The sequence below is a fragment of the Alloalcanivorax xenomutans genome, from assembly GCF_900217905.1.
GTDB classification, from domain to species: domain Bacteria; phylum Pseudomonadota; class Gammaproteobacteria; order Pseudomonadales; family Alcanivoracaceae; genus Alloalcanivorax; species Alloalcanivorax xenomutans.
The window spans coordinates 16687-35981 of the sequence record NZ_OBMO01000022.1 but is presented as its reverse complement, the minus strand read 5'-3'; the positions used below and the strand labels follow the sequence as shown (position 1 = coordinate 35981).

19 protein-coding genes are annotated in these 19295 nt (G+C 62.9%); 10 read left to right on the top strand and 9 right to left on the bottom strand.

The window, feature by feature from the left end; genetic code table 11:
• Positions 1 to 44: 44 nt before the first annotated feature.
• Positions 45 to 914, bottom strand: coding sequence for a DMT family transporter (locus CRO06_RS16555; RefSeq protein ID WP_097058903.1), 870 nt, complete (start codon positions 912 to 914; stop codon positions 45 to 47).
• 336 nt (positions 915 to 1250) lie between these two features.
• Positions 1251 to 1688: a PACE efflux transporter gene (locus CRO06_RS16550; protein WP_022996325.1), complete on the bottom strand. Its 438-nt coding sequence runs from the start codon at positions 1686 to 1688 to the stop codon at positions 1251 to 1253.
• Between the two features lie 89 nt (positions 1689 to 1777).
• Between CRO06_RS16550 and CRO06_RS16545 the strand changes: the two genes are divergently transcribed.
• Positions 1778 to 2656 (top strand): LysR family transcriptional regulator, encoded by an 879-nt coding sequence (locus tag CRO06_RS16545; RefSeq protein ID WP_097058902.1) that lies wholly within the window; start codon positions 1778 to 1780, stop codon positions 2654 to 2656.
• Between the two features lie 36 nt (positions 2657 to 2692).
• Here CRO06_RS16545 and CRO06_RS16540 read toward each other — a convergent pair whose 3' ends face one another.
• A complete protein-coding gene (locus CRO06_RS16540) occupies positions 2693 to 3265 on the bottom strand; it encodes a carboxymuconolactone decarboxylase family protein (RefSeq protein ID WP_097058901.1) in 573 nt (190 codons plus the stop codon).
• 92 nt (positions 3266 to 3357) lie between these two features.
• On the opposite strand from CRO06_RS16540, the gene CRO06_RS16535 reads away from it, so the two are divergent.
• Together CRO06_RS16535 and CRO06_RS16530 are read left to right on the top strand one after the other, a co-directional pair.
• Complete coding sequence (locus CRO06_RS16535; protein WP_022996330.1) at positions 3358 to 3684, top strand: winged helix-turn-helix transcriptional regulator; 327 nt, start codon at positions 3358 to 3360, stop codon at positions 3682 to 3684.
• 46 nt (positions 3685 to 3730) lie between these two features.
• Positions 3731 to 4582 (top strand): DMT family transporter, encoded by an 852-nt coding sequence (locus CRO06_RS16530; protein ID WP_063139804.1) that lies wholly within the window; start codon positions 3731 to 3733, stop codon positions 4580 to 4582.
• On the opposite strand, the gene CRO06_RS16525 is transcribed toward CRO06_RS16530, so the two are convergent.
• The 3 genes from CRO06_RS16525 to CRO06_RS16515 are packed head-to-tail and all read right to left on the bottom strand — an operon-like array spanning position 4546 to position 7114.
• Positions 4546 to 5493 carry a bile acid:sodium symporter family protein gene (locus CRO06_RS16525; protein ID WP_097058900.1) on the bottom strand — a complete coding sequence of 316 codons (948 nt, stop codon included), beginning with the start codon at positions 5491 to 5493 and terminating at the stop codon, positions 4546 to 4548. The genes CRO06_RS16530 and CRO06_RS16525 overlap by 37 nt on opposite strands.
• 53 nt (positions 5494 to 5546) lie before the next feature.
• The gene (gene cysE, locus CRO06_RS16520) at positions 5547 to 6317 is read right to left on the bottom strand and encodes a serine O-acetyltransferase (RefSeq protein ID WP_022996333.1); all 771 of its coding nucleotides are present in this window, start codon (positions 6315 to 6317) and stop codon (positions 5547 to 5549) included.
• Between the two features lie 29 nt (positions 6318 to 6346).
• Positions 6347 to 7114, bottom strand: a complete 768-nt coding sequence (locus tag CRO06_RS16515; protein WP_022996334.1) for an RNA methyltransferase — start codon at positions 7112 to 7114, stop codon at positions 6347 to 6349.
• A 153-nt stretch (positions 7115 to 7267) separates the two neighbouring features.
• On the opposite strand from CRO06_RS16515, the gene suhB reads away from it, so the two are divergent.
• From suhB to CRO06_RS16480, 7 genes are all read left to right on the top strand, one after another.
• A complete protein-coding gene (gene suhB / locus CRO06_RS16510) occupies positions 7268 to 8089 on the top strand; it encodes an inositol-1-monophosphatase (RefSeq protein ID WP_022996335.1) in 822 nt (273 codons plus the stop codon).
• A gap of 193 nt (positions 8090 to 8282) precedes the next feature.
• The gene (locus CRO06_RS16505) at positions 8283 to 9737 is read left to right on the top strand and encodes an NAD-dependent succinate-semialdehyde dehydrogenase (protein ID WP_022996336.1); all 1455 of its coding nucleotides are present in this window, start codon (positions 8283 to 8285) and stop codon (positions 9735 to 9737) included.
• A gap of 60 nt (positions 9738 to 9797) precedes the next feature.
• Positions 9798 to 10976 (top strand): isocitrate/isopropylmalate dehydrogenase family protein, encoded by a 1179-nt coding sequence (locus CRO06_RS16500; protein ID WP_022996337.1) that lies wholly within the window; start codon positions 9798 to 9800, stop codon positions 10974 to 10976.
• Between the two features lie 79 nt (positions 10977 to 11055).
• The gene (locus CRO06_RS16495) at positions 11056 to 12306 is read left to right on the top strand and encodes an aspartate aminotransferase family protein (protein WP_097058899.1); all 1251 of its coding nucleotides are present in this window, start codon (positions 11056 to 11058) and stop codon (positions 12304 to 12306) included.
• A complete protein-coding gene (locus tag CRO06_RS16490; protein WP_097058898.1) occupies positions 12303 to 13274 on the top strand; it encodes a D-2-hydroxyacid dehydrogenase in 972 nt (323 codons plus the stop codon). Before CRO06_RS16495 ends, CRO06_RS16490 begins: the two co-directional genes overlap by 4 nt.
• 62 nt (positions 13275 to 13336) lie before the next feature.
• Positions 13337 to 14746 carry an amidase gene (locus CRO06_RS16485; RefSeq protein WP_097058897.1) on the top strand — a complete coding sequence of 470 codons (1410 nt, stop codon included), beginning with the start codon at positions 13337 to 13339 and terminating at the stop codon, positions 14744 to 14746.
• Between the two features lie 44 nt (positions 14747 to 14790).
• A complete protein-coding gene (locus tag CRO06_RS16480; protein WP_022996341.1) occupies positions 14791 to 15987 on the top strand; it encodes a pyridoxal phosphate-dependent aminotransferase in 1197 nt (398 codons plus the stop codon).
• A 90-nt stretch (positions 15988 to 16077) separates the two neighbouring features.
• On the opposite strand, the gene secF is transcribed toward CRO06_RS16480, so the two are convergent.
• The 3 genes from secF to yajC form a co-directional block, all read right to left on the bottom strand.
• Complete coding sequence (secF, locus tag CRO06_RS16475; RefSeq protein ID WP_022996342.1) at positions 16078 to 17004, bottom strand: protein translocase subunit SecF; 927 nt, start codon at positions 17002 to 17004, stop codon at positions 16078 to 16080.
• 7 nt (positions 17005 to 17011) lie between these two features.
• Positions 17012 to 18895 (bottom strand): protein translocase subunit SecD, encoded by a 1884-nt coding sequence (secD, locus tag CRO06_RS16470; RefSeq protein WP_022996343.1) that lies wholly within the window; start codon positions 18893 to 18895, stop codon positions 17012 to 17014.
• Between the two features lie 63 nt (positions 18896 to 18958).
• On the bottom strand, positions 18959 to 19282 hold the full coding sequence (gene yajC / locus CRO06_RS16465) for a preprotein translocase subunit YajC (RefSeq protein ID WP_014995999.1): 324 nt from the start codon (positions 19280 to 19282) through the stop codon (positions 18959 to 18961).
• Positions 19283 to 19295 lie beyond the last annotated feature (13 nt).

Here is a 19295-nt window from a genome sequence, read left to right as displayed (position 1 = left end):
TCCCTCTGTCCTTGCTTTTTTTTCGTGCTTACGGTTTTTCACTTCTACGGCTTGGAGGGAACCCGCTCCCGCTGGCCATGCACCACCGCCAACCCGGCCAGGATCGCGATCATGCCGGCCAGCGACATTGCCGACAGAGCATTGCCGAATACCAGGTAATCCAGCAATACCGTCACCACCGGAACCAGATAGAACAGGCTGGTGACATTGACTAGATTACCGGAGCGGATCATCCGATAGAGCAGCAGCTGTGCCGCCACCGACACCCCCAGCCCCATCCATACCACCGGCACCAGGAACCCCACACTCCATTGCCAATGGAAAGGCTGGAACGGGATCAGCAAAGCGCACAACAGCAGCGTCACCGCGTATTGCAATGGCAGCACCTCGCTCGGCGGCAACGCGATACGCTTCTGCCATAACGCGCCGACGGTGACACAAAGCAAAGCGCCCAGAGCAAACGCCATACCGGTCCAGGACAACCTGGCCAGAACCAGACTCTGGTAGACCACCAGCGTCAGCCCAAGCAAAGCCAGCAGCAGTCCCGCCAGACGCCACGGCGAGAAGCGCCGCTCGGTGAGCACCAGGGTGAGAATCGGTTGTGCCCCCAGCACCGTGGCCAGGAGCCCCGGCGTGACTTCATGCTCCAAAGCCAGGAAGTAACACAGGGTGTAAAAACCGATCAGCAGCAGGCCGACGCCAGCCACGGGCAAACGCTGTCCTCGCGGAGGCAGCAGACGACCGCCACGAATCAACAGCAGGGCGCCAAGCGCGAGAGCAAAACGCAGAATCAACAGGGCAAGAACCGAGCCGTGGTCCAAACCCCAACGGGTGACGATGGCGGCACTGCCCCACAGCAACACGAACGTGGCCATGGCGCCCTGGGCCGCCCAAAAGGTATTTTCCGTTTTCATCAAAGCTCATCCATCGAATACGAACGGTCCCGACCTGACGCCGCGGAAACCGGGCGGCGAAGCCGTTAAAGCAGGTCAGGGAGGTAAATCAGCGGTATCAGCCGCGAACGACTTGGCGTACTACGGCAACGGATGTCCGAACCGCCGTGACGACGGAGGAAACCGGTGGGGACATGCCATGATCGCGTACGCGGTCGCCGGGGAAGCGGGCAACTACAGCGACAGGGCGTGCGATCACGTTCATGGGGGAGGATCCGTTCGTTCAGGATTTAACGGTACTCATGTTAATACGGAAACCGGCCATGCACCAGTATGATGCATGGCCGCCTCTCATCGTCATACCGCCGCTTTCGCCATCGGTGACACCGGAAACACCCGGTCATAAGCCCAGTTGAAGCTGAAGGCATAGAACAGATAGAACAACACCATGGCGAGGTCCATCAGCAGGGCCTGCAGCAAACCGATCCCCAAATACCAGGCTACCATCGGCAGCAGCATTACCAGCAGGCCGCCTTCGAACAGCACTGCATGCCCTACCCGCATACGCAGGGTTTTCCTGGTATGGCCCAACCAACGCAACATGGCGTGATCAAACCCCAGATTGAAGACAAAGTTCCAGACCGTGGCGATAGTGGCGCCCACCACGCCCAGCACGCCCATATGGCCGACTGGCAACTGAAACAGGTAAGCGCCCACCGGGACCATGATTGCCAGGCCGATCAGCTCGAACAATACCGCGTGACGGACCCGGTCCTGAGTCGTACGCAATGCCATGATGAAACACTCCTCACTGGTTTGACTGGCGCCTAATCTATCTTCAATATTGCGGAAATAAAGTTAGATACCATCTTAAAAACAGATAGATGACTGTCTCCCTGGACCAACTACAGGCCTTCGTCATTGCCGCCGAGACGGGCTCGTTCTCCGCCGCCGCCCGGCGTTTGCACAAGGCCCAATCCGCCGTCAGCACCCAGATATCCAACCTGGAGGAGGATCTTGGGCTGGCATTGTTCAGCCGTGCCGGACGCAGCCCCACACTGACCCCGGCCGGGGAACGCCTGTTACTGGAGGCCAGGGTAATCCTCGACCGGCGTGAACATTTGATCGGCGTGGCGCGCAGTTTCGAGGCTCATGTGGAACAGCGTCTGGTGGTGGCGATCGACGAAATTTATCCGGAACGGATCATGGCCGAAGTGTTCGCCGAATTCGCCGAACACTTCCCCCACGTGGAGCTGGAGTTGCTGTTTCCCATGATGGAGGACGTCAGCCGCCTGGTATTGACCGGCAAGGCCGACCTTGGTGTCATGTGGCGGCAGGAAATTCTGCCCACCGAGCTGGGATTCCAAACCCTCGGCTGGGTGCCGATCAAAATGGTCTGTGGCAAACACCATCCCCTGGCAAAGGTACGGGTGGATTGGGAAGACCTGAAACGCCATCGCCAGATTCTGGTGGCGGCGCACAGCGACGGCCCCGAGAAACAACGTTTACGAGTAGCGCCGGAAGTGTGGTGGGTGGAAAGCCACTGGGTGATCCTGCAGTTGGTGCGACAGGGAATCGGTTGGGCCTTCGTCTCCAGTCACGTGATCGAGGCATCACCGGTGGCGGCGGATCTGGTGATTCCGGAACTGCAGTTCGATGACTTTGATTTGCCGGTGGCGGTGGAATTGGTCTGGCACAAACAACGCCCCTGTGGTCCGGCGGCCAAATGGCTGCGGCAGCGGTTCGCCGCCACGCGCATCTGATTCAACGTTCCCGCCTGCCATGCCACCTCGGTCAGATCACGAGCCGGCCATGCCCTGCCCAGGAAAACGCGCGGCCCAAGGCTCCGGCGCCAATCCGGCGGTGTTGGCGATAAAGCTGACCGTCGAATAGAAACCGCACAGTGCCAGTATCTCCAGCTGCTGCTCCGTCTCCCAGTGACGGGAGAAATACACCAGGGTCTCCTCCGACAAACGCCCCCGTTGATGCAGTTCGTCCACCACCCGTAACAATCCCTGCTCCGTTGCCGTCCAGCAGCCCGCCTCCGCCGGGGCTACGCGGGTGGCACCAAGTTGCTCTTCGCTGAATCCCGCGACCTTGGCGAACACCTTGGCGTGCACTCCCCATTCGTACTCGCATCCGTGATGCGCGGTGGTGCGCAAGATAACAATTTCCCGGTCCCGCAACGATAAAGGGCTGTCCTCGTCCAGCAACCCCGCCGCGCCGAGTTTGCGTAACAGACGGGGACTGCGGGCGAAAACCCGGAACAGGCTTAACACCTCGCCGTCCCGCTGCGGGTAGTGCTTGTCCAGTATCGCTTGAGTCTTGGCGTCGAAGGGCGGTCCCGAAAGGGGCCTCAAATCGTGTGTCATTGTCGTCTCCCGGTCGCTACAATATGTGTAGCACACCTCTCAGTGTCCGCTACTTTTTATGTAGCAGTCAAGTCACTCGATAAGGAATCGCCATGGCCAGGAAGACCGTCAGCCAATCCGTCCGGGGATCGACCACCGGCCGCCCGATCATGGTATTGCTGGATATTCTCGGGCAACGCTGGACGCTCCGTATCTTGTGGGAACTGCGGGATGCCCCCCTGTCCTTCAGAGCCTTGCGTCAACGCTGCGACCAGGTGTCGCCCACGGTCCTGAATGATCGATTGAAAACCCTGCGCGAGCTGGATCTGGTTCAACGGGAAGACGGAACCGGTTATCGTCTCAGCCAGGCCGGGGAGGAACTGGAGAGCACACTGCTGGCGCTCAACCACTGGGCCGAAAAGCACTGGGCCGGGCGCTGAGCCCCCTCTGCTTTGCCCTATCCGGCACCGGAAGGAAGACTCATTGATGGATCGCACTCAACTGCGGGGAACAGGATACGCCTTCGCCACCAGCGCGCTTTGGGGGGCCACCGGTATCTGGGTGGCACTGCTGACGGTTTTGCCGGTGTCTTCCACGCTATTGTTCCGCTTCCTTACCGCCGCCGTGCTACTGGCACCCGCACTGCTGCTCTCCGGCGGTATCCACAAACCCAATCGCCATGGCTATGGCGCGGGAGCCCTGCTGACTGGCTATTATCTGTTCGCCACCGTCGGTTTTTATTTCAGCAATGTGGTCAGCGTCTCGCTGCTGGTATCCACCTCACCGTTCTTCGTCATGTTGATTCGTGTTTGCCGACGGGAGACGTTACGCAGCCAGGAGATAGTCGGGGGAATTCTGGCTTTTGCCGGTGTGCTGGTGCTGATTGGCGGCGGGACGGCGGAGACCGCCGGGCGCCTTCCCGCTCTCGGTAATTTCTGCGGCCTGGGCGCCGCTGTGACCATGGCACTGTATTCATTGGCCGGGCCGCGTTTGCAGGGCCAGGGTTGGACCGTGGTATTGATCAGTTGCCTGCTGGGCGCCCTGATCAGCCTGCCGTTCGCCGCACCGACACTGACATTGCCCGATTGGCCGCAATGGGGATTGTTCGTGGGCCTGGCGCTGTTCTCCACCCTGGCCCCTGGCTATCTCTACCCGCTGGCCTGCCAGCGCATCACGCCCACGGCCGCCACGGTGATCCGCCTGAGCACACCGTTTTTCACCGCCCTGTTCGCCTGGTTGATCCTCGGCCAGACCCTGGGGCTTCACCATTTGCTTGGCGCGCCACTGATGCTCGCCGGGGTTTATCTGACGTTGCCACGGGCGTCTTCACCGGCCTGAACCGCTTCGGCGGACTCCTCCTGACGCCGCCAATACCAGGCCAGCACGGCGCCGGAGAGGTTGTGCCAGACGCTGAACAAGGCACCCGGCAAGGCGGCCATGGCGGTAAAGTGCTTCACCGCCAGCGCCACGCCGAGACCGGAATTCTGCATGCCCACCTCGATGGCGAGGGTGCGGGCACGGCGCGGGTCGAAACGGAACAGTCTGGCGACACCATAGCCGGCGGCCAGGCCGATGCTGTTGTGCAGCACCACCGCCAGCATCACGAGCGCGCCTCCGCTGGCGATGCGGGATTGGTTCAGAGCCACGATGATACCGATCACCAGGACGATGGCGGCCACGGAAATCAGAGGAAAGGCATCCCGCACCCGATCCAGCCGCGCTCCCAGTAAAGAATTGATCAGGGTGCCACCGACCACCGGCAGCAGCACGATCTTCACCAAGGAGAGCAACATGGCGGCCACCGGCACCGGCAGGGTTTCACCCAGATACAGCCAGACCAGCGCCGGTGTCGCCAACACCGCCACCAGGGTGGAAACAGCGGTCATGGCAATGGAGAGCGCCACATCGGCGCGGGCCAGATAACAGATCACGTTGGAAGCGGTGCCGCCGGGGCAGGCGCCGACGATCACCAGTCCGACCATCACCTCCGTGGGCAGGGCCAGGACCTTGGCCACCAGCAGCGCGGCCAGCGGCATGACCAGGTATTGCAGAGCCACTCCCAGGCCAATGACGCCGGGCGCCCTGAACACTCGCAGGAAGTCTTCCCAGGTCAGGGTCAGCCCCATGCCGAACATGATCACCATCAGCAGCGGCACGATCCAGTCGGACAGCGCCGCCAGCGGCGACGGCATGAAATAGGCGAAAATGGAAAACAAAACCGCCCACAGCGGGAAAAGTCTCGCGATCATGCCCTGCCCTCGCTATCTGATGTTGTTGTTCTGGATACCGTCGCGCGGGAGTGTCAGTCGGTGCCCTCCCGGGCCTTGATGGACTCGAAGTCCTCATCCTTCAATTCCGGCAACTGCTCGTCGCAGCCCTGGATGCCCTGGCGGCGCAGATTCTCGCAGACCCGGTCCAGCTTACCGTCCACCGCGTGCATATGATCCAGCAGCGTGCCAATGGCCTCCGCCACCGGGTCGGGCATATCGTTGCTGACGCCATAAGCCTGGAAGCCGATCTTCTCCGCCATTTCCCGGCGATTGCGCTCCTGCTCGTTGGCTGGCTGACGAATCACGCGTCCGGGAATACCAATCACCGTGGCGCCTTCCGGCACTTCCTTGGTAACCACGGAGTTGGAACCGATCTTGGCGTTCTTATGCACCACGAACGGCCCCAGCACCTTGGCGCCGGCGCCGACCACCACGCCATCTTCCAATGTCGGGTGGCGCTTGCCCTTGTTCCAGCTGGTACCACCCAGGGTAACGCCGTGATAGAGCGTGACGTCGTCACCGATTTCCGCGGTTTCGCCGATCACCACCCCCATACCGTGATCAATGAAGAAGCGCCGGCCAATGCGCGCGCCCGGATGAATTTCGATGCCGGTCAGCCAGCGGCTGAAGGTGGAGATCAGGCGAGCGAGCAGTTTCATACCGTGCCGCCAGCACCAGTGCGCCAGCCGATGGAACAAGACGGCGTGCAGCCCCGGATAATTCAGCAACACCTCAAGGGTGTTACGCGCCGCCGGGTCACGGTGAAAGACGGATTGGATGTCCTCTTTGATCTGCTCGAACATAGTTACCTCAGAGAGCCTGTTTGCCTGCTCTATGAGCGGTCATCCAGGGCCTTGTCAATGGCCACCAGGGTGCCGCGCAGGATATTGATTTCCATTCTGTCGGGGCGGGCGCGCAGGAACAATCGCCGCATGCGTGTCATCACCTGGGCCGGTTTTTCCGGGTCCAGGAACTCACTGCGCACCATGATCCGCTCCAGATGATCGAGGAAGTGCTGGACGGCATCGTTACTGGCCGCCGGCTCGTCCCAGTACATCCGGGGTGGCGTCATGGTGGCGCGATTGGCCCGCGCCGCCTTCGGCACGGTATCGTCGTCGGCCAGTACCAGACGCAGTTCATAAGCAATCAACTGCACCGCCGACGCCACGTTCAGCACACCATACTCCGGGTTGGTGGGCACGGAAACATGCAGGTTACAGCGGTGCAGTTCTTCGTTGGTCAGGCCACGATCCTCACGTCCGAACAACACGGCTATACGGGCGTCGGCGGGCTCCTGCTCCAACTGTTGGCCGAGTTCGCGGGGTGTCAGACAAGGCCAGGGAATACGGCGGTGGCGGGCACTGGTGCCCACCACCAGAGTGGCGCCTTCCAGGGCTTCGTCCAGGCTATCGCAAACCCGGGCCGCGGCGAGAATGTCACCAGCGCCGGAGGCACGGGACGTAGCTTCGGCACTGGGGTAGATCTTGGGCGTCACCAGCCGCAGATCGCTCAGCCCCATGGTCTTCATGGCACGAGCCGCCGCACCGATATTGCCCGGGTGGGTGGTCCCCACCATCACCACGCGCACGTTGTCTAACATGATGTATCCAAATCGCGGGAAAGAAAGGGAGTTTAACAGATTCTCACCTGCCCACAGTCCTCCGCCTCTGCTAAACTTCGCGGCAATATGGCTCCTGGTGCCCGTTCAAGGTCGCCGGCCCGAACCGCTCTTTTAAACCGACAGGATACCGGCATGCACGCGCCGCAAGTGAACATTGCTCTGCGAGCCGCCCGCCAGGCGGGCAATCTGATCCGCCGCGCGGCGGAGAACAACGATCCCCTGACCGTGGATCAAAAGGGCATGAACGACTTCGTCACCCAGGTGGACCGGGCGGCGGAAGCTCGCATCATCGAGGTGATTCGCAAAGCCTATCCGCAACATGGCATCCTCGCCGAGGAAGGCGGCGAAATCACCGGCACCGGTGAAGGTGCCGACTATCAGTGGATCATTGATCCTCTGGACGGCACCACCAACTTCATCCACGGTTTTCCGCAATATTGCGTTTCCATTGCTCTGTCCATCAAAGGCCGGGTCGAGCACGCGGTGATCTACGATCCACTGCGCGATGAGGAATTCACCGCCAGCCGCGGCCGCGGCGCGGCGCTCAACGGCCGCCGTATCCGGGTCAGCAAGCGCGCCGGTCTGACCGGCGCCCTGATCGGCACCGGTTTTCCCTTCCGCGCCGACCAGGTCCAGCACCTGGATGCCTATCTCGGCATGTTCAAGTCCATCGCCGAATCCACCGCCGGCCTGCGCCGTCCCGGCTCCGCCGCCCTGGACCTGGCCTGGGTCGCCGCCGGACGCATGGACGGTTTCTTCGAGATCGGCCTGGCGCCCTGGGACATGGCCGCGGGCACACTGCTGATCACCGAAGCCGGTGGCCTGGTGGGCGACCTCGCTGGCGGCCACGGGCACCTGGACTTTGGCCATGTGGTGGCCGGAGCGCCCAAGGTCTTCAAGGGCCTGCTGCAGAAAATCCAGCCCCATCTCACCGCGGCCCTGCGCCGCCAGTAAGCCCGCGCGGGCCCGCTCCCGGCGGGCCCGCCGCCCGCCTGTTTTTCTCGATCACGCTGATTTGTAAATCCGATTTACCAAGGGATGGGATTGCGCGCCGGGCTCTGCTAGCGTAACCCTATACCTCTATTTTCACGGGCGCGGCCACAGGCCGCGCCTCTTGCCTTTGATGCGCTTTCAGGAGAGCCACACCATGACCCAGCACAACCTCAAGGACTCTGATCTGTTCCGCCAGCAGTGTTTCATCAACGGGCAGTGGTGTGATGCCGAGGGTGGCGCCACCCTGGACGTGGATAATCCCGCCACCGGAGAAATCATCGGCACCGTGCCCCGCATGGCGGAAGAGGGAACCCGGCAGGCCATCGCCGCCGCCGACAACGCCCTGCCCGCCTGGCGTGACAAAACCGCGGAAGAGCGCGGTAAACTGCTCTACGCCTGGTATGAGTTAATGATGGCGCACCAGGACGACCTGGCCACCATCATGACCCTGGAGCAAGGCAAACCGTTCGCCGAATCCAAGGGCGAAATCGCCTATGCCGCCTCCTTCCTGAAATGGTTCGCCGAGGAAGCCCGGCGCGCCTATGGCAACACCATCCCCGGCGCCCGTCCCGGCCAGCGTATCGTGGTGATCAAGCAACCCATCGGCGTCACCGCCGCGATCACGCCCTGGAACTTCCCCTCCTCCATGATCACCCGCAAGGCCGGCGCCGCCCTGGCCGCCGGCTGCACCATGGTGGTCAAGCCGGCCAGCGCCACCCCCTATTCCGCGCTGGCGCTGGGTGAACTGGCCACCCGGGCCGGCATTCCCGCCGGTGTGATCAATGTGATCACCGGTTCCGCCGCCGCCATTTCCACTACCATCACCCAGTCTCCGGTGGTGCGCAAAGTCAGCTTCACCGGCTCCACCGAAGTAGGCAGCCAGTTGATGGCACAGTGCGCCGAGCACATCCAGAAGGTGTCCCTGGAACTGGGCGGCAACGCGCCGTTCATCGTCTTCGACGACGCCGATCTGGACAAAGCGGTGGAAGGCGCCATCGCCAGCAAGTTCCGCAACACCGGGCAAACCTGTGTATGCGTGAACCGGTTCCTGGTACAGGATGGCGTGCACGATGCCTTCGTGGAAAAACTGGCGGCGGCGATCAATCAACTGAAAGTGGGCGATGGCTTCGAGGATGGCGTCACCCAGGCACCGCTGATCAACGGCGGCGCGGTGAAAAAAGTGCTTGAGCACATCGAGGACGCCAAATCCAAGGGCGCCAAGGTCGTGGTCGGCGGCGCCGCTCATGAACGTGGCGGCAACTTCGTGCAGCCGACGCTGATCACCGGCGCTACCCAGGACATGGAGTTCTGCCACGAGGAAACCTTCGGGCCGCTGGCCGCGGTGATCCGCTTCCAGGACGAGCAGGAAGCGATCCAACTGGCCAACGACACCCCGTTCGGTCTCGCGTCTTACTTCTACAGTGAAAACATCCATCGCGTTTGGCGCGTGGCGGAAGCACTGGAAGCCGGCATGGTGGGTATCAATGAAGGTCTGATCTCCAATGCCGCCGCCCCGTTCGGCGGGGTCAAGGAATCCGGTCTGGGCCGTGAAGGCTCCCTGTACGGCATGGAAGAATATCTGGAAGTGAAATACCTCTGCATGGGCTGATAACGTATGAGGTAACAGCCACGGCGGCGCGTCGGCGCCGCCCGTTTCAAGGAGCCGCCCATGGTTTCCATCGCGTTACTGCCAGGTGATGGTATCGGCGGCGAGGTGATGGCCGCCACCGTGCCGGTCCTCGACACCCTGATGCAGCGGCACCGGTTGCCGCTGGATTACCGGGTCCTCCCCTGGCCCGCCACCGAGTGGCATCGTCAACACGGCAGCATGATGCCGGACGACGCTATCGATCAGTTGCTCGACTACGACGCCTTGCTCTTGGGAGCGTTGGGGGATCCTGGCCCACTGGATCAACCGGACCGCTACCGTCTGCCCGACAGCGTTTCCCTGGCCCCCCTGCTGACGCTGCGTAAATCGCTCAATCTCTGGGCCTGCGAACGCCCCGCCCGCTATTACCCCGGCGTCCCCCGCTACCTGTCCGATCCGCGCGCCAGGGAACTGGACATGCTGGTGATCCGGGAAAACAGCGAAGGGGAATACGCCGGCCAGGGCGGCCGTCTGCGCGCTGGTACCGAAGATGAAATCGCTACCCAACTGGAAGTGTTCACCTACGCCGCCACCGAGCGGCTGATCCGCCATGCTTTCGAACGGGCCCGGCAACGGGCGCGGGAGCGCCGCGATGAAAAGCGCGTGCGCGCGTTCTCCGGACCCGGGGGCGAAACCCGCGAATCCCAGGTTTGCCTGATCACCAAACGCAATGCCCAGGCTTTCTGGGGCGATCTCTATGACCGCGTCTTCCAGCAGGTGGCGACGGAATACGCGGATGTGGCTACCCATCACGAGTTGGTGGACGCGGCGGCGATGAAATTCGTCCAGTGTCCCTGGCGCTTCGATGTGGTGGTAGCCAGTAACCTGCACGGCGACATTCTTACCGATCTGGCCGCGGTCCTGGCGGGCGGTTTGGGGGTGGCACCCTCCGCCAATATCAACCCCGCCGATGCCAGTGTGCCGGCGCTGTTCGAACCCACCCACGGCTCGGCGCCGGATATCGCCGGCCGCAATCTGGCCGATCCGCGCGCCACTTTGTTCAGTCTGGCACTGTTGCTGGAATGGTTGGGACAACGCTCGGTCGCCACCGCCGATACTAAGAACTCGAACGAAAAAAACCGGCTTTTTTCTAGCGCGGGCCACCAATTGCATGAGACGCTGATAACGGATCTCGCTGCCGGACATCCGGCCAGCGGCACCGACGCAGTGGGTCGGCGTATTGCCAACGCGTTACGGTAATCCGAGCAGCGCAACGCGGTATCGACCCGAGCCACGGGGCTTAGAGCCTGTTTAGGGTCTCGGCACGGAGGAGAGAGCGATGCATCATCTGTCTCCATTGCTGGTGCAATCCAGCGGCATCTGCGCGGAGCGCGGTGAAGGAAGCTGGTTGTTCGATGCCGAGGGGCATCGCTGGCTGGATTTCACGTCCGGCATCGGCGTCACCGCCACCGGCCATTGTCACCCCAAGGTGGTGGCCGCCGCCCAACAACAAGTGGCCCGGCTGGTCCACGCTCAGTACACCACTGTCACCCACCCCAATATGCTGCGGCTCAGCGACCGGCTCAGCGAGCATCTGCCCGCCGGCCTCGACGCCGTGGCCTTCTCCAACTCCGGCAGTGAAGCGGTGGAGACCGCCATCCGGCTGGCGCGGCACGCCACCGGCCGCCCCAACCTGATCGCTTTCCAGGGCGGCTTTCACGGTCGCACCCTGGCGGCGGCCTCGCTGACCAGTTCCACCACCAAGGTGCGCAGCGGGTGGGGGCCGATGATGGCAGGAGTGTTCTTCGCGCCGTTCCCGCACACCTACTTGTACGGTTGGGATGAAGAAGCCACCAGCGCCTTTTGTCTGCGTCAGCTCGACGAACTGCTGTTGACCCAGAGTTCGCCGCACGATACCGCCGCGCTGATCATCGAACCAGTACAGGGAGAGTTCGGTTACTACCCGGCACCGGCCTCGTTCCTGGCCGGTCTGCGCGAGCGCTGCGACCGCCATGGCATCCTGCTGATCGCCGATGAGATTCAGGCCGGTTACGGCCGTACCGGCCGCTTCTGGAGCCACGAGCATGCCCGCATCCAACCGGACATGGTGGTCACCGCCAAGGGACTGGCCAGCGGTTATCCATTGTCCGCCGTGGCCGCCGCCAAGGGCTTGATGGCCCAGGGACACCCCGGCTCCCAGGGCGGCACCTACGGAGCCAACGCGGTGTCCTGCGCCGCCGCTCTCGCCACCCTGGAGGTGATCGAGGAAGAGGACCTGGTCAACCAGGCCGCCGAGCACGGCCGCTATCTGCGTGAACGCCTGGAGGCACTGGCTCGAAAACACGACGACATCGACGAGGTGCGCGGCAAGGGCCTGATGCTGGGCGTCGAGATGGTCCGCGCCCCCGGCCAGCCCGACGGCGAACGCGCCCAAACACTGTTGTCCCGGTGCGAACAGGCCGGCCTGCTGCTGCTGCGCTGCGGCACCCATGGTCAGGTGGTGCGCTGGTTACCCCCTCTGACGGCGAGCCGCCAGGAAATCGATCTGGCGGTGGATACCTTCGAAGACGCTCTGGAGAGCAGTGCATGACGTTGCCGCGCGTTACCGTATTGCTGGCCGAGGACGAGCCTGATCTGCCCGGCCTGGAAAGCCTGGAAGGCCTGGCCCGGATCCACCAGCACCGTGGCGTCGATGGTCTGGCGCCCCGGCTGGCGGAAACCGATGTGCTGGTGGTCACCGACTTTCGCGTCGACGCGCTGGAACGGGCCTGGCCCTCCCCCTGTCCGATTCGTTGGGTGCATGCCACCAGCGCCGGCGTCGACGCACTGATGATTCCACCCTTGCGGGACAGCGATATTCCGGTCACCAATGCCGCCGGCATCTTCGATCGCGGTATCGCCGAATACGTGCTGGGCGCCCTGTTGCTGTTCGCCAAGGACGCTCTGGGCAATCTGCGCTATCAACGGCAACGGCAGTGGCGACACCGGGAAACCCATATGCTGCGGGACCAAAGCGCGCTGGTGGTCGGCGCCGGTTCCATCGGCCGGGAAGTGGCGACGCTGCTTGGCGCCCTCGGCATGGACGTGATCGGCACCGCGCGTCGGGCGCGGCAGCACGACGCGGCCTTCGCCCGGGTCCATGCCCAGGAGGATCTGCCGGCTCTGCTCGGCGACGCCGACTATGTGATCATCACCGCGCCGCTGACCCGCCAGACCGAAGGACTCTTCAATACCGACACTTTCGCGCGGATGAAACCCGGCGCGGTATTGGTCAACGTGGGCCGCGGTGCCATTGTGGACACCCGCGCCCTGCTCACCGCTCTGGATGACGGCCACCTCGGCGGCGCCGCCCTGGATGTATTCGAGCAGGAGCCGCTGCCCGCCGATCACCCGCTCTGGGACTATCCCAATGTGATGATTTCCGCCCATATGGCGGGCGACGCCAAAGGCTGGCGCGCCGCCCTGGGCCACCAGTTCGTGGACAACTTTGAGCGCTGGCGCCGGGGGCAGCCCCTGCGCAATCCGGTGGATACTCAGCGAGGTTACGGTCAACGCTGACCTCTCCTCCTGCCGTTCCTCCACCCCCGTGCCGGCACCGCCACCAGCGGAGGAGGCCATCCATGAGCGAGGATATACGCGCCCTGAGCGCGCGGGCACTGCGGCAAGCCTACCAAAGCCGGACGCTTTCCCCGGTGGAGGTGACCGAGACCCTGCTCGATCAGATCGAGCGACAGGACCCGGCATTGAATGCCTGGTGCCTGATTGATCGTGAGACCACCCTGGCCTCGGCCCGTGAGGCCGAGCAGCGCTATCTGCGCGATGATAGCCAGGGGTTGCTGGACGGCATCCCGGTGGCGATCAAGGATGTCTTCCTCACACCGATGTGGCCCACCCTGAAAGGTTCCCGCACGGTTGATCCCGCCAAGACACTGGGCAAGCGCGCCCCGGCGGTGGCCGCTCTGGAACGCCACGGCTATGTACCACTGGGCAAGACCACGACGCCGGAGTTTGGCTGGAAAGGGGTTACCGACAGTCCCATGTGCGGGGCCACCAACAACCCCTGGGACCCGGCCAAAACCGCCGGCGGCTCCAGTGGCGGGTCGGCGGCGGCGGTGGCCGCTGGCATGGCGCCGCTGGCCCTGGGCACCGACGCAGGCGGTTCCATTCGTATTCCCGCCGCCTTCTGCGGCATCGTCGGGCACAAACCCACCTTCGGCGAAGTACCGCACTGGCCTGCCAGTCCGTTCGGCACGCTGGCCCACGCCGGGCCGATGACACGCACGGTGGCGGACTGCGCATTGATGATGCAGGTGCTGAGCGAGGCGGATCCGCGCGACGCCCAGGCCGCGCCGCGCCGTCCACAGGATTACCTGGCCGCCCTGGACGGCGACCTCAAAGGACTGCGTATCGCCTACAGCCGCAATCTGGGCTACGTGGACGTGGCCGCCGACATTGAACAGGCCTGTGACGAAGCGGTGGCGGTGTTACGGGATCTGGGCGCCGAAGTGGTGGAAGCCGACCCGGGCTTTCGCAGTCCGCTGGCCGCCTTCGGCCACCTGTTCTACGGCGGCGCGGCCAACGCCTGCCGGGAGCTTGGCGCGCGTCAACGCTCACTGATGGACCCGGCCCTGATGGAAGTGGTCAGCAAGGCGGAGCGGCTGTCGATGCTGGACTATCTGGGCGCGGTGAACGAACGGCTGGCGCTGTCGGAGCGCATGGCTCTGTTCCACGAGAAGTACGATCTTCTGGTAACACCCACGTTGCCGATCACCGCCTTCGACACCGCCCGGGAAGTACCCGTGGACTGGCCCAGCACCCGCTGGCCCACCTGGACGCCGTTCACCTATCCCTTCAACCTCACCGGCCAACCGGCGCTGTCACTGCCTCTCGGCCTGGATCGCGCCGGACTGCCGATGGGACTGCAGGTCGTCGGCCGCCGTTTCGATGACGCCCTGGTGTTGCGCGCCGGGCATCAGTTCGAACAGCAACGGCCCTGGCGACGGTTTCCGCCGCTGGCCGGGGTCGACTGACCGGAGGCACTCTCAATGGGTAAGCACCGTCGACAGGAGGCATCGTGAGCGAACTGGACATCGACTTCTACGAATCAGAGGACCCGATCTGGAATCCGGCGCTGCACACCATGCCGGTGCCGGGAATCCGCCGCATGGTGAACCTGGCCGCCACCATGGACGACGTTATTCACCTGTCCATTGGACAGCCGGATTTCAAACCACCGGACCATGTGGTGCAGGCGGCGGTGGAGGCGCTGCAGGCGGGGCAGACCGGTTACACCATGGACGCCGGACTGCCGGAACTGCTGGACGCCCTGGCGGACTACTATCGGAATCGTTATCAACGGCCGCTGGTGCCGGAAAACATCATGGTCACCACCGGTGCCACCGAGGCCATTTACCTGGCACTTACCGCCACGTCGGCCCCGGGCCGGGAATTCATCGTGCCGGAACCGGCCTTTATGCTTTACGCCCCCCTGATCCGCATGAATGGCGGCGTTGTCAAAGCCATTCCCACCCATGCCGAACAACACCATCAGCTGGACCCCGAAGCGGTCATCGACGCCATCGACAACAACACCTGCGCCATCGTGCTCAACTCCCCGAGCAACCCCACCGGTACGCTTTATCCCCGGGAAACCGTAGAGGCCATCGTCCAGGAAGCGGCCTACCGTGGCGTCTATGTGATCAGCGACGAGGTCTACGATCACTTGGTCTACGACGGGCGCGAATACCCCAGCGTACTGTCGTGCTGTGCCGACCTCGACCATGTCATGGTGGTATCCAGCTTTTCCAAGACGTTCAGCATGGCGGGCATGCGCATCGGTTGGTTGATGGCCAGTCAGGGCGCGATCAAGAAGCTGCGCCGCTATCACATGTTCACCACCACCGTGGCCAATACACCCTGCCAGTGGGCGGGGGTGGCGGCCTTGACCGGGGATCGGGGTTTCGTCGATAACATGCTCGCCGAATATCAGCGACGGCGGGATCGCCTGGTGGAACTGGTGGAGCGAACGCCCCACCTCACCGGCTACCGGCCCGACGGCGCTTTCTATCTGTTCCCGTCACTGCCGGAAGGCGTCAATGGCGGCAACGTGGCGCTGAAATTGCTGCGCGAAACCGGCGTCTGCACCGTGGCCGGCGACACCTTCGGGGAGTCCTGCTCCAATGCCATACGGATCAGCTACTCCACCTCCCTGGAGCAGATCGAGGCGGCCTTCGAGCGCATTATTCCTTGGATGGCCAAGCAGGATTTCTGATCAAGTCCTATGAATACGTCGCCAACACAACAAAGGGGCCACGAAGGCCCCTTTTGACCGTGCCGGCGATATGGCGCCGGCAATGCCCGCTCAGGGCATATCGTCCACTTCCTTCTTCTCCGGAATGATGAAGTCCTGTTTGTCCACTTTCATCAGGAACAGCATGTTGGTGACCACGTAAATGGACGAGTAGGTGCCCACCGCGATCCCCACCAGCAGCGCTTCGGAGAAAGCGCGCATCACTTCACCGCCAAAGAAGAACAGGGCAATCAACACCAGCAGCGTGGTGAAGGAAGTGTTGATGGTCCGGCTCAGCGTCTCATTGAGGGAGCCGTTGATGATCTTTTCCGGATCGGTTTCACGGGTGTCGCGAAAGTTCTCCCGGATCCGGTCCGCCACCACGATGGAGTCGTTCAGCGAGTAGCCGATCAACGCCAGCACCGCCGCCAGCACCGTCAGATCGAAGGTCCAGCGCGTCAGCGAGAACAAGCCCAGAACAATAATCACGTCATGAAGCAAGGCCACCACGGTGGCGACACCGAACTTGTTGGTGAAGCGGAACCACACGTAAACCAGCATCAAGCCCAGCGCCATGAGCAGAGCGAGACCGGATTCATCGCGCAGTTCGTCGCCCACTTGCGGACCGACAAATTCCACTTGCAGAACCTTCACCCCAGGCAGCTTGCTTTCCACCACCTCGGTAAGCCGGGGCCCTACCTGATCCGCGGGCATATCGTTCAGGGTGGGCACCCGGATACTGATATCCCGGGGCGACCCGTAACGCACCACGGTGGCCTCTTCGAACGGGGTGCCTTCCAGCGCGGAACGCACATCGTCGATGATCACTTCATTTTCGCCCTTGGCCACCACCGAGGTGCCGCCGGTGAAATCCATCCCCAGATTCAGCCCCTGGGTCGCCAGCAGCCCGATGGATCCGATCACCAGAATGATCGACAGCGCCGCGAATACCCGCCGGATGCCCAGGAAATTGATGGAGAAAGGAGCCTTGTTACTCATAAGCACCTCAAATACTCAGTTTGGCCGGCGGACGGGCGCCGCGGCCGTAGACCATTTCCACCATGGCGCGGGTGCCCACGATGGCGGTAAACATGGAGGAGAGGATGCCGATAAACAGAGTCACCGCGAACCCCTGCACCGAGCCGGTGCCAGCGGAGAACAGGATCACCGCGACGATCATGGTGGTGATGTTGGCATCAAGAATGGTGCTGAACGCCTTGGCGTACCCTTCATCGATGGCCTGCCGTGGCCGCACGCCTTTTTTCAATTCTTCCCGGATACGTTCATAGATCAGCACGTTGGCATCCACCGCCATGCCCACCGTCAGGACGATACCGGCGATGCCCGGCAGGGTCAGAGTGGCGCCGGGAATCAGCGACATGATGCCGACGATGATCAGCAGGTTACCGACCAGCGCCACATTGGCGAAGATACCGAACACCTTGTACCAGACCAGCATGAACACCAGAACCAGAACCATGCCCAGCGCCATGGATTTGAGGCCGGCCTCGATATTTTCCGCCCCCAGGCTGGGACCGATGGTGCGCTCCTCGATGATGGTCACCGGCGCAGCCAGGGAACCGGCACGCAGCAGCAGAGCCAGCTCGGACGCTTCCGCCGGGCTGTCCAGACCGGTAATCCGGAAGCGGCTGCCCAGAGTGTCCTGGATGGTGGCCACGTTGATCACGTAACGGTCGGTGGTGCTCACCGGCACCTGTTCAGTCTCACCGTTTTCGTTGGTGCGCGAGCGCATCTCGGTCTTGGTTTCGATGAACAGCACCGCCATGGGATTGCCGACGTTCTGCGACGTCACCCGCTGCATCCGGCGGGCACCGGCGGAATCCAGGGACACGTTCACCTGCGGAGTGCCGTTTTGCGGATCGAAGCCCATCTGCGCATTGGTCACTTCGTCGCCGGTGGCGATCTTGGCGCGGTCCAGAATCACCGGACGATCCCCCTGACTGCGGAAGGGGAAAATCTCGGTGCCCGGCGGGGCCACGCCAGTGGCGGCGCGGCTGGCCGGGTAATCCTGATTAACCAGCCGGAACTCCAGGGTGGCGGTACGGCCGAGAATACGGCGGGCCTGGGCCGCGTCCTGTACCCCGGGCAGTTGCACCACGATGCGATCCGCCCCCTGCCGTTGCACCACCGGCTCGGCCACGCCCAGTTCGTTTACCCGGTTATTCAGCGCGGTACGGTTCTGATCCACCGCGTAATCCTGCATTTCCTTGAGGGCGGTCGGGTTCAGGTTGAACACCAGCACGCGCTGCTCGGGCTCGGAGTCCAACGAGAATTCCGGCAGCGCGTTGCGCAGCAGGGTGCGGGCGGAATCGGCGTCTTCGGAGTTGGCGAACTGCACGCGCAATTGCTGGCCATCTTGCTGCACGTCGCGGTAACGAATACCTTCGTTTTTCAACGCCAGTTTGATCTGGCCGGCCCAGGCTTCCATACGCTGGTTCACCACCGCGTCCATATCCACCTGCAGCAGGAAATGCACGCCACCGCGCAAATCCAGGCCCAGATTCATCGGCGAAGCGCCGATGGCACGCAGCCATCCCGGAGTCGTGGGCGCCAGGTTCAGGGCCACCACATAGTCATCACCGAGGGAACCGGCCAGAAGCTCGCGGGCACGGAGCTGGCTGTCATTATCGCTGAAGCGCACCAGCCAGGAGCCACCATCGATGTGTTCGCCAGGCCCATGTTCCAGACCCGCCTGATCCAATTGCCGCAGCACGCGCTGGCTGGCACTGTCGGACACCACGCCACCGGCCTTGGCACTGCTGATCTGCACGGCCGGCGCATCGGGGAACAGGTTGGGAAGAGCATAAAGGCCGCAAACAAACAGCACGGCCATGAGCAGGAAGAATTTCCAGCGCGGGTAGCGGGTCATAATCGTCTTCCGGTATTGCCGGGAGGTGGCGGCCCGGAGCGACCGGGCCGGACACACCTCTTTTTATATGGATTTGATGGTGCCCTTCGGCAGCGTGGCCTGGACACTCTGTTTTTGCAGTTTGATTTCCAGATTATCGCTGATTTCCACCACGACGAATTCGTCGGTGACCTTGGTCACCCGGCCGAGAATACCGCCAGCGGTTACCACTTCGTCACCTTTGTTCAGGTTCTGCACCAGATTGCGGTGTTCCTTGGCGCGCTTCTGTTGCGGACGGATCAGGAAGAAATAGAACACCGCGATCATCACCACCAGCATGATCAGTTCAATGCCACCGCCCGGTCCTCCGGCGGCTTGTGCATAAGCGGGCGAAATCAACCAGTTCATCTCAATTCTCCAC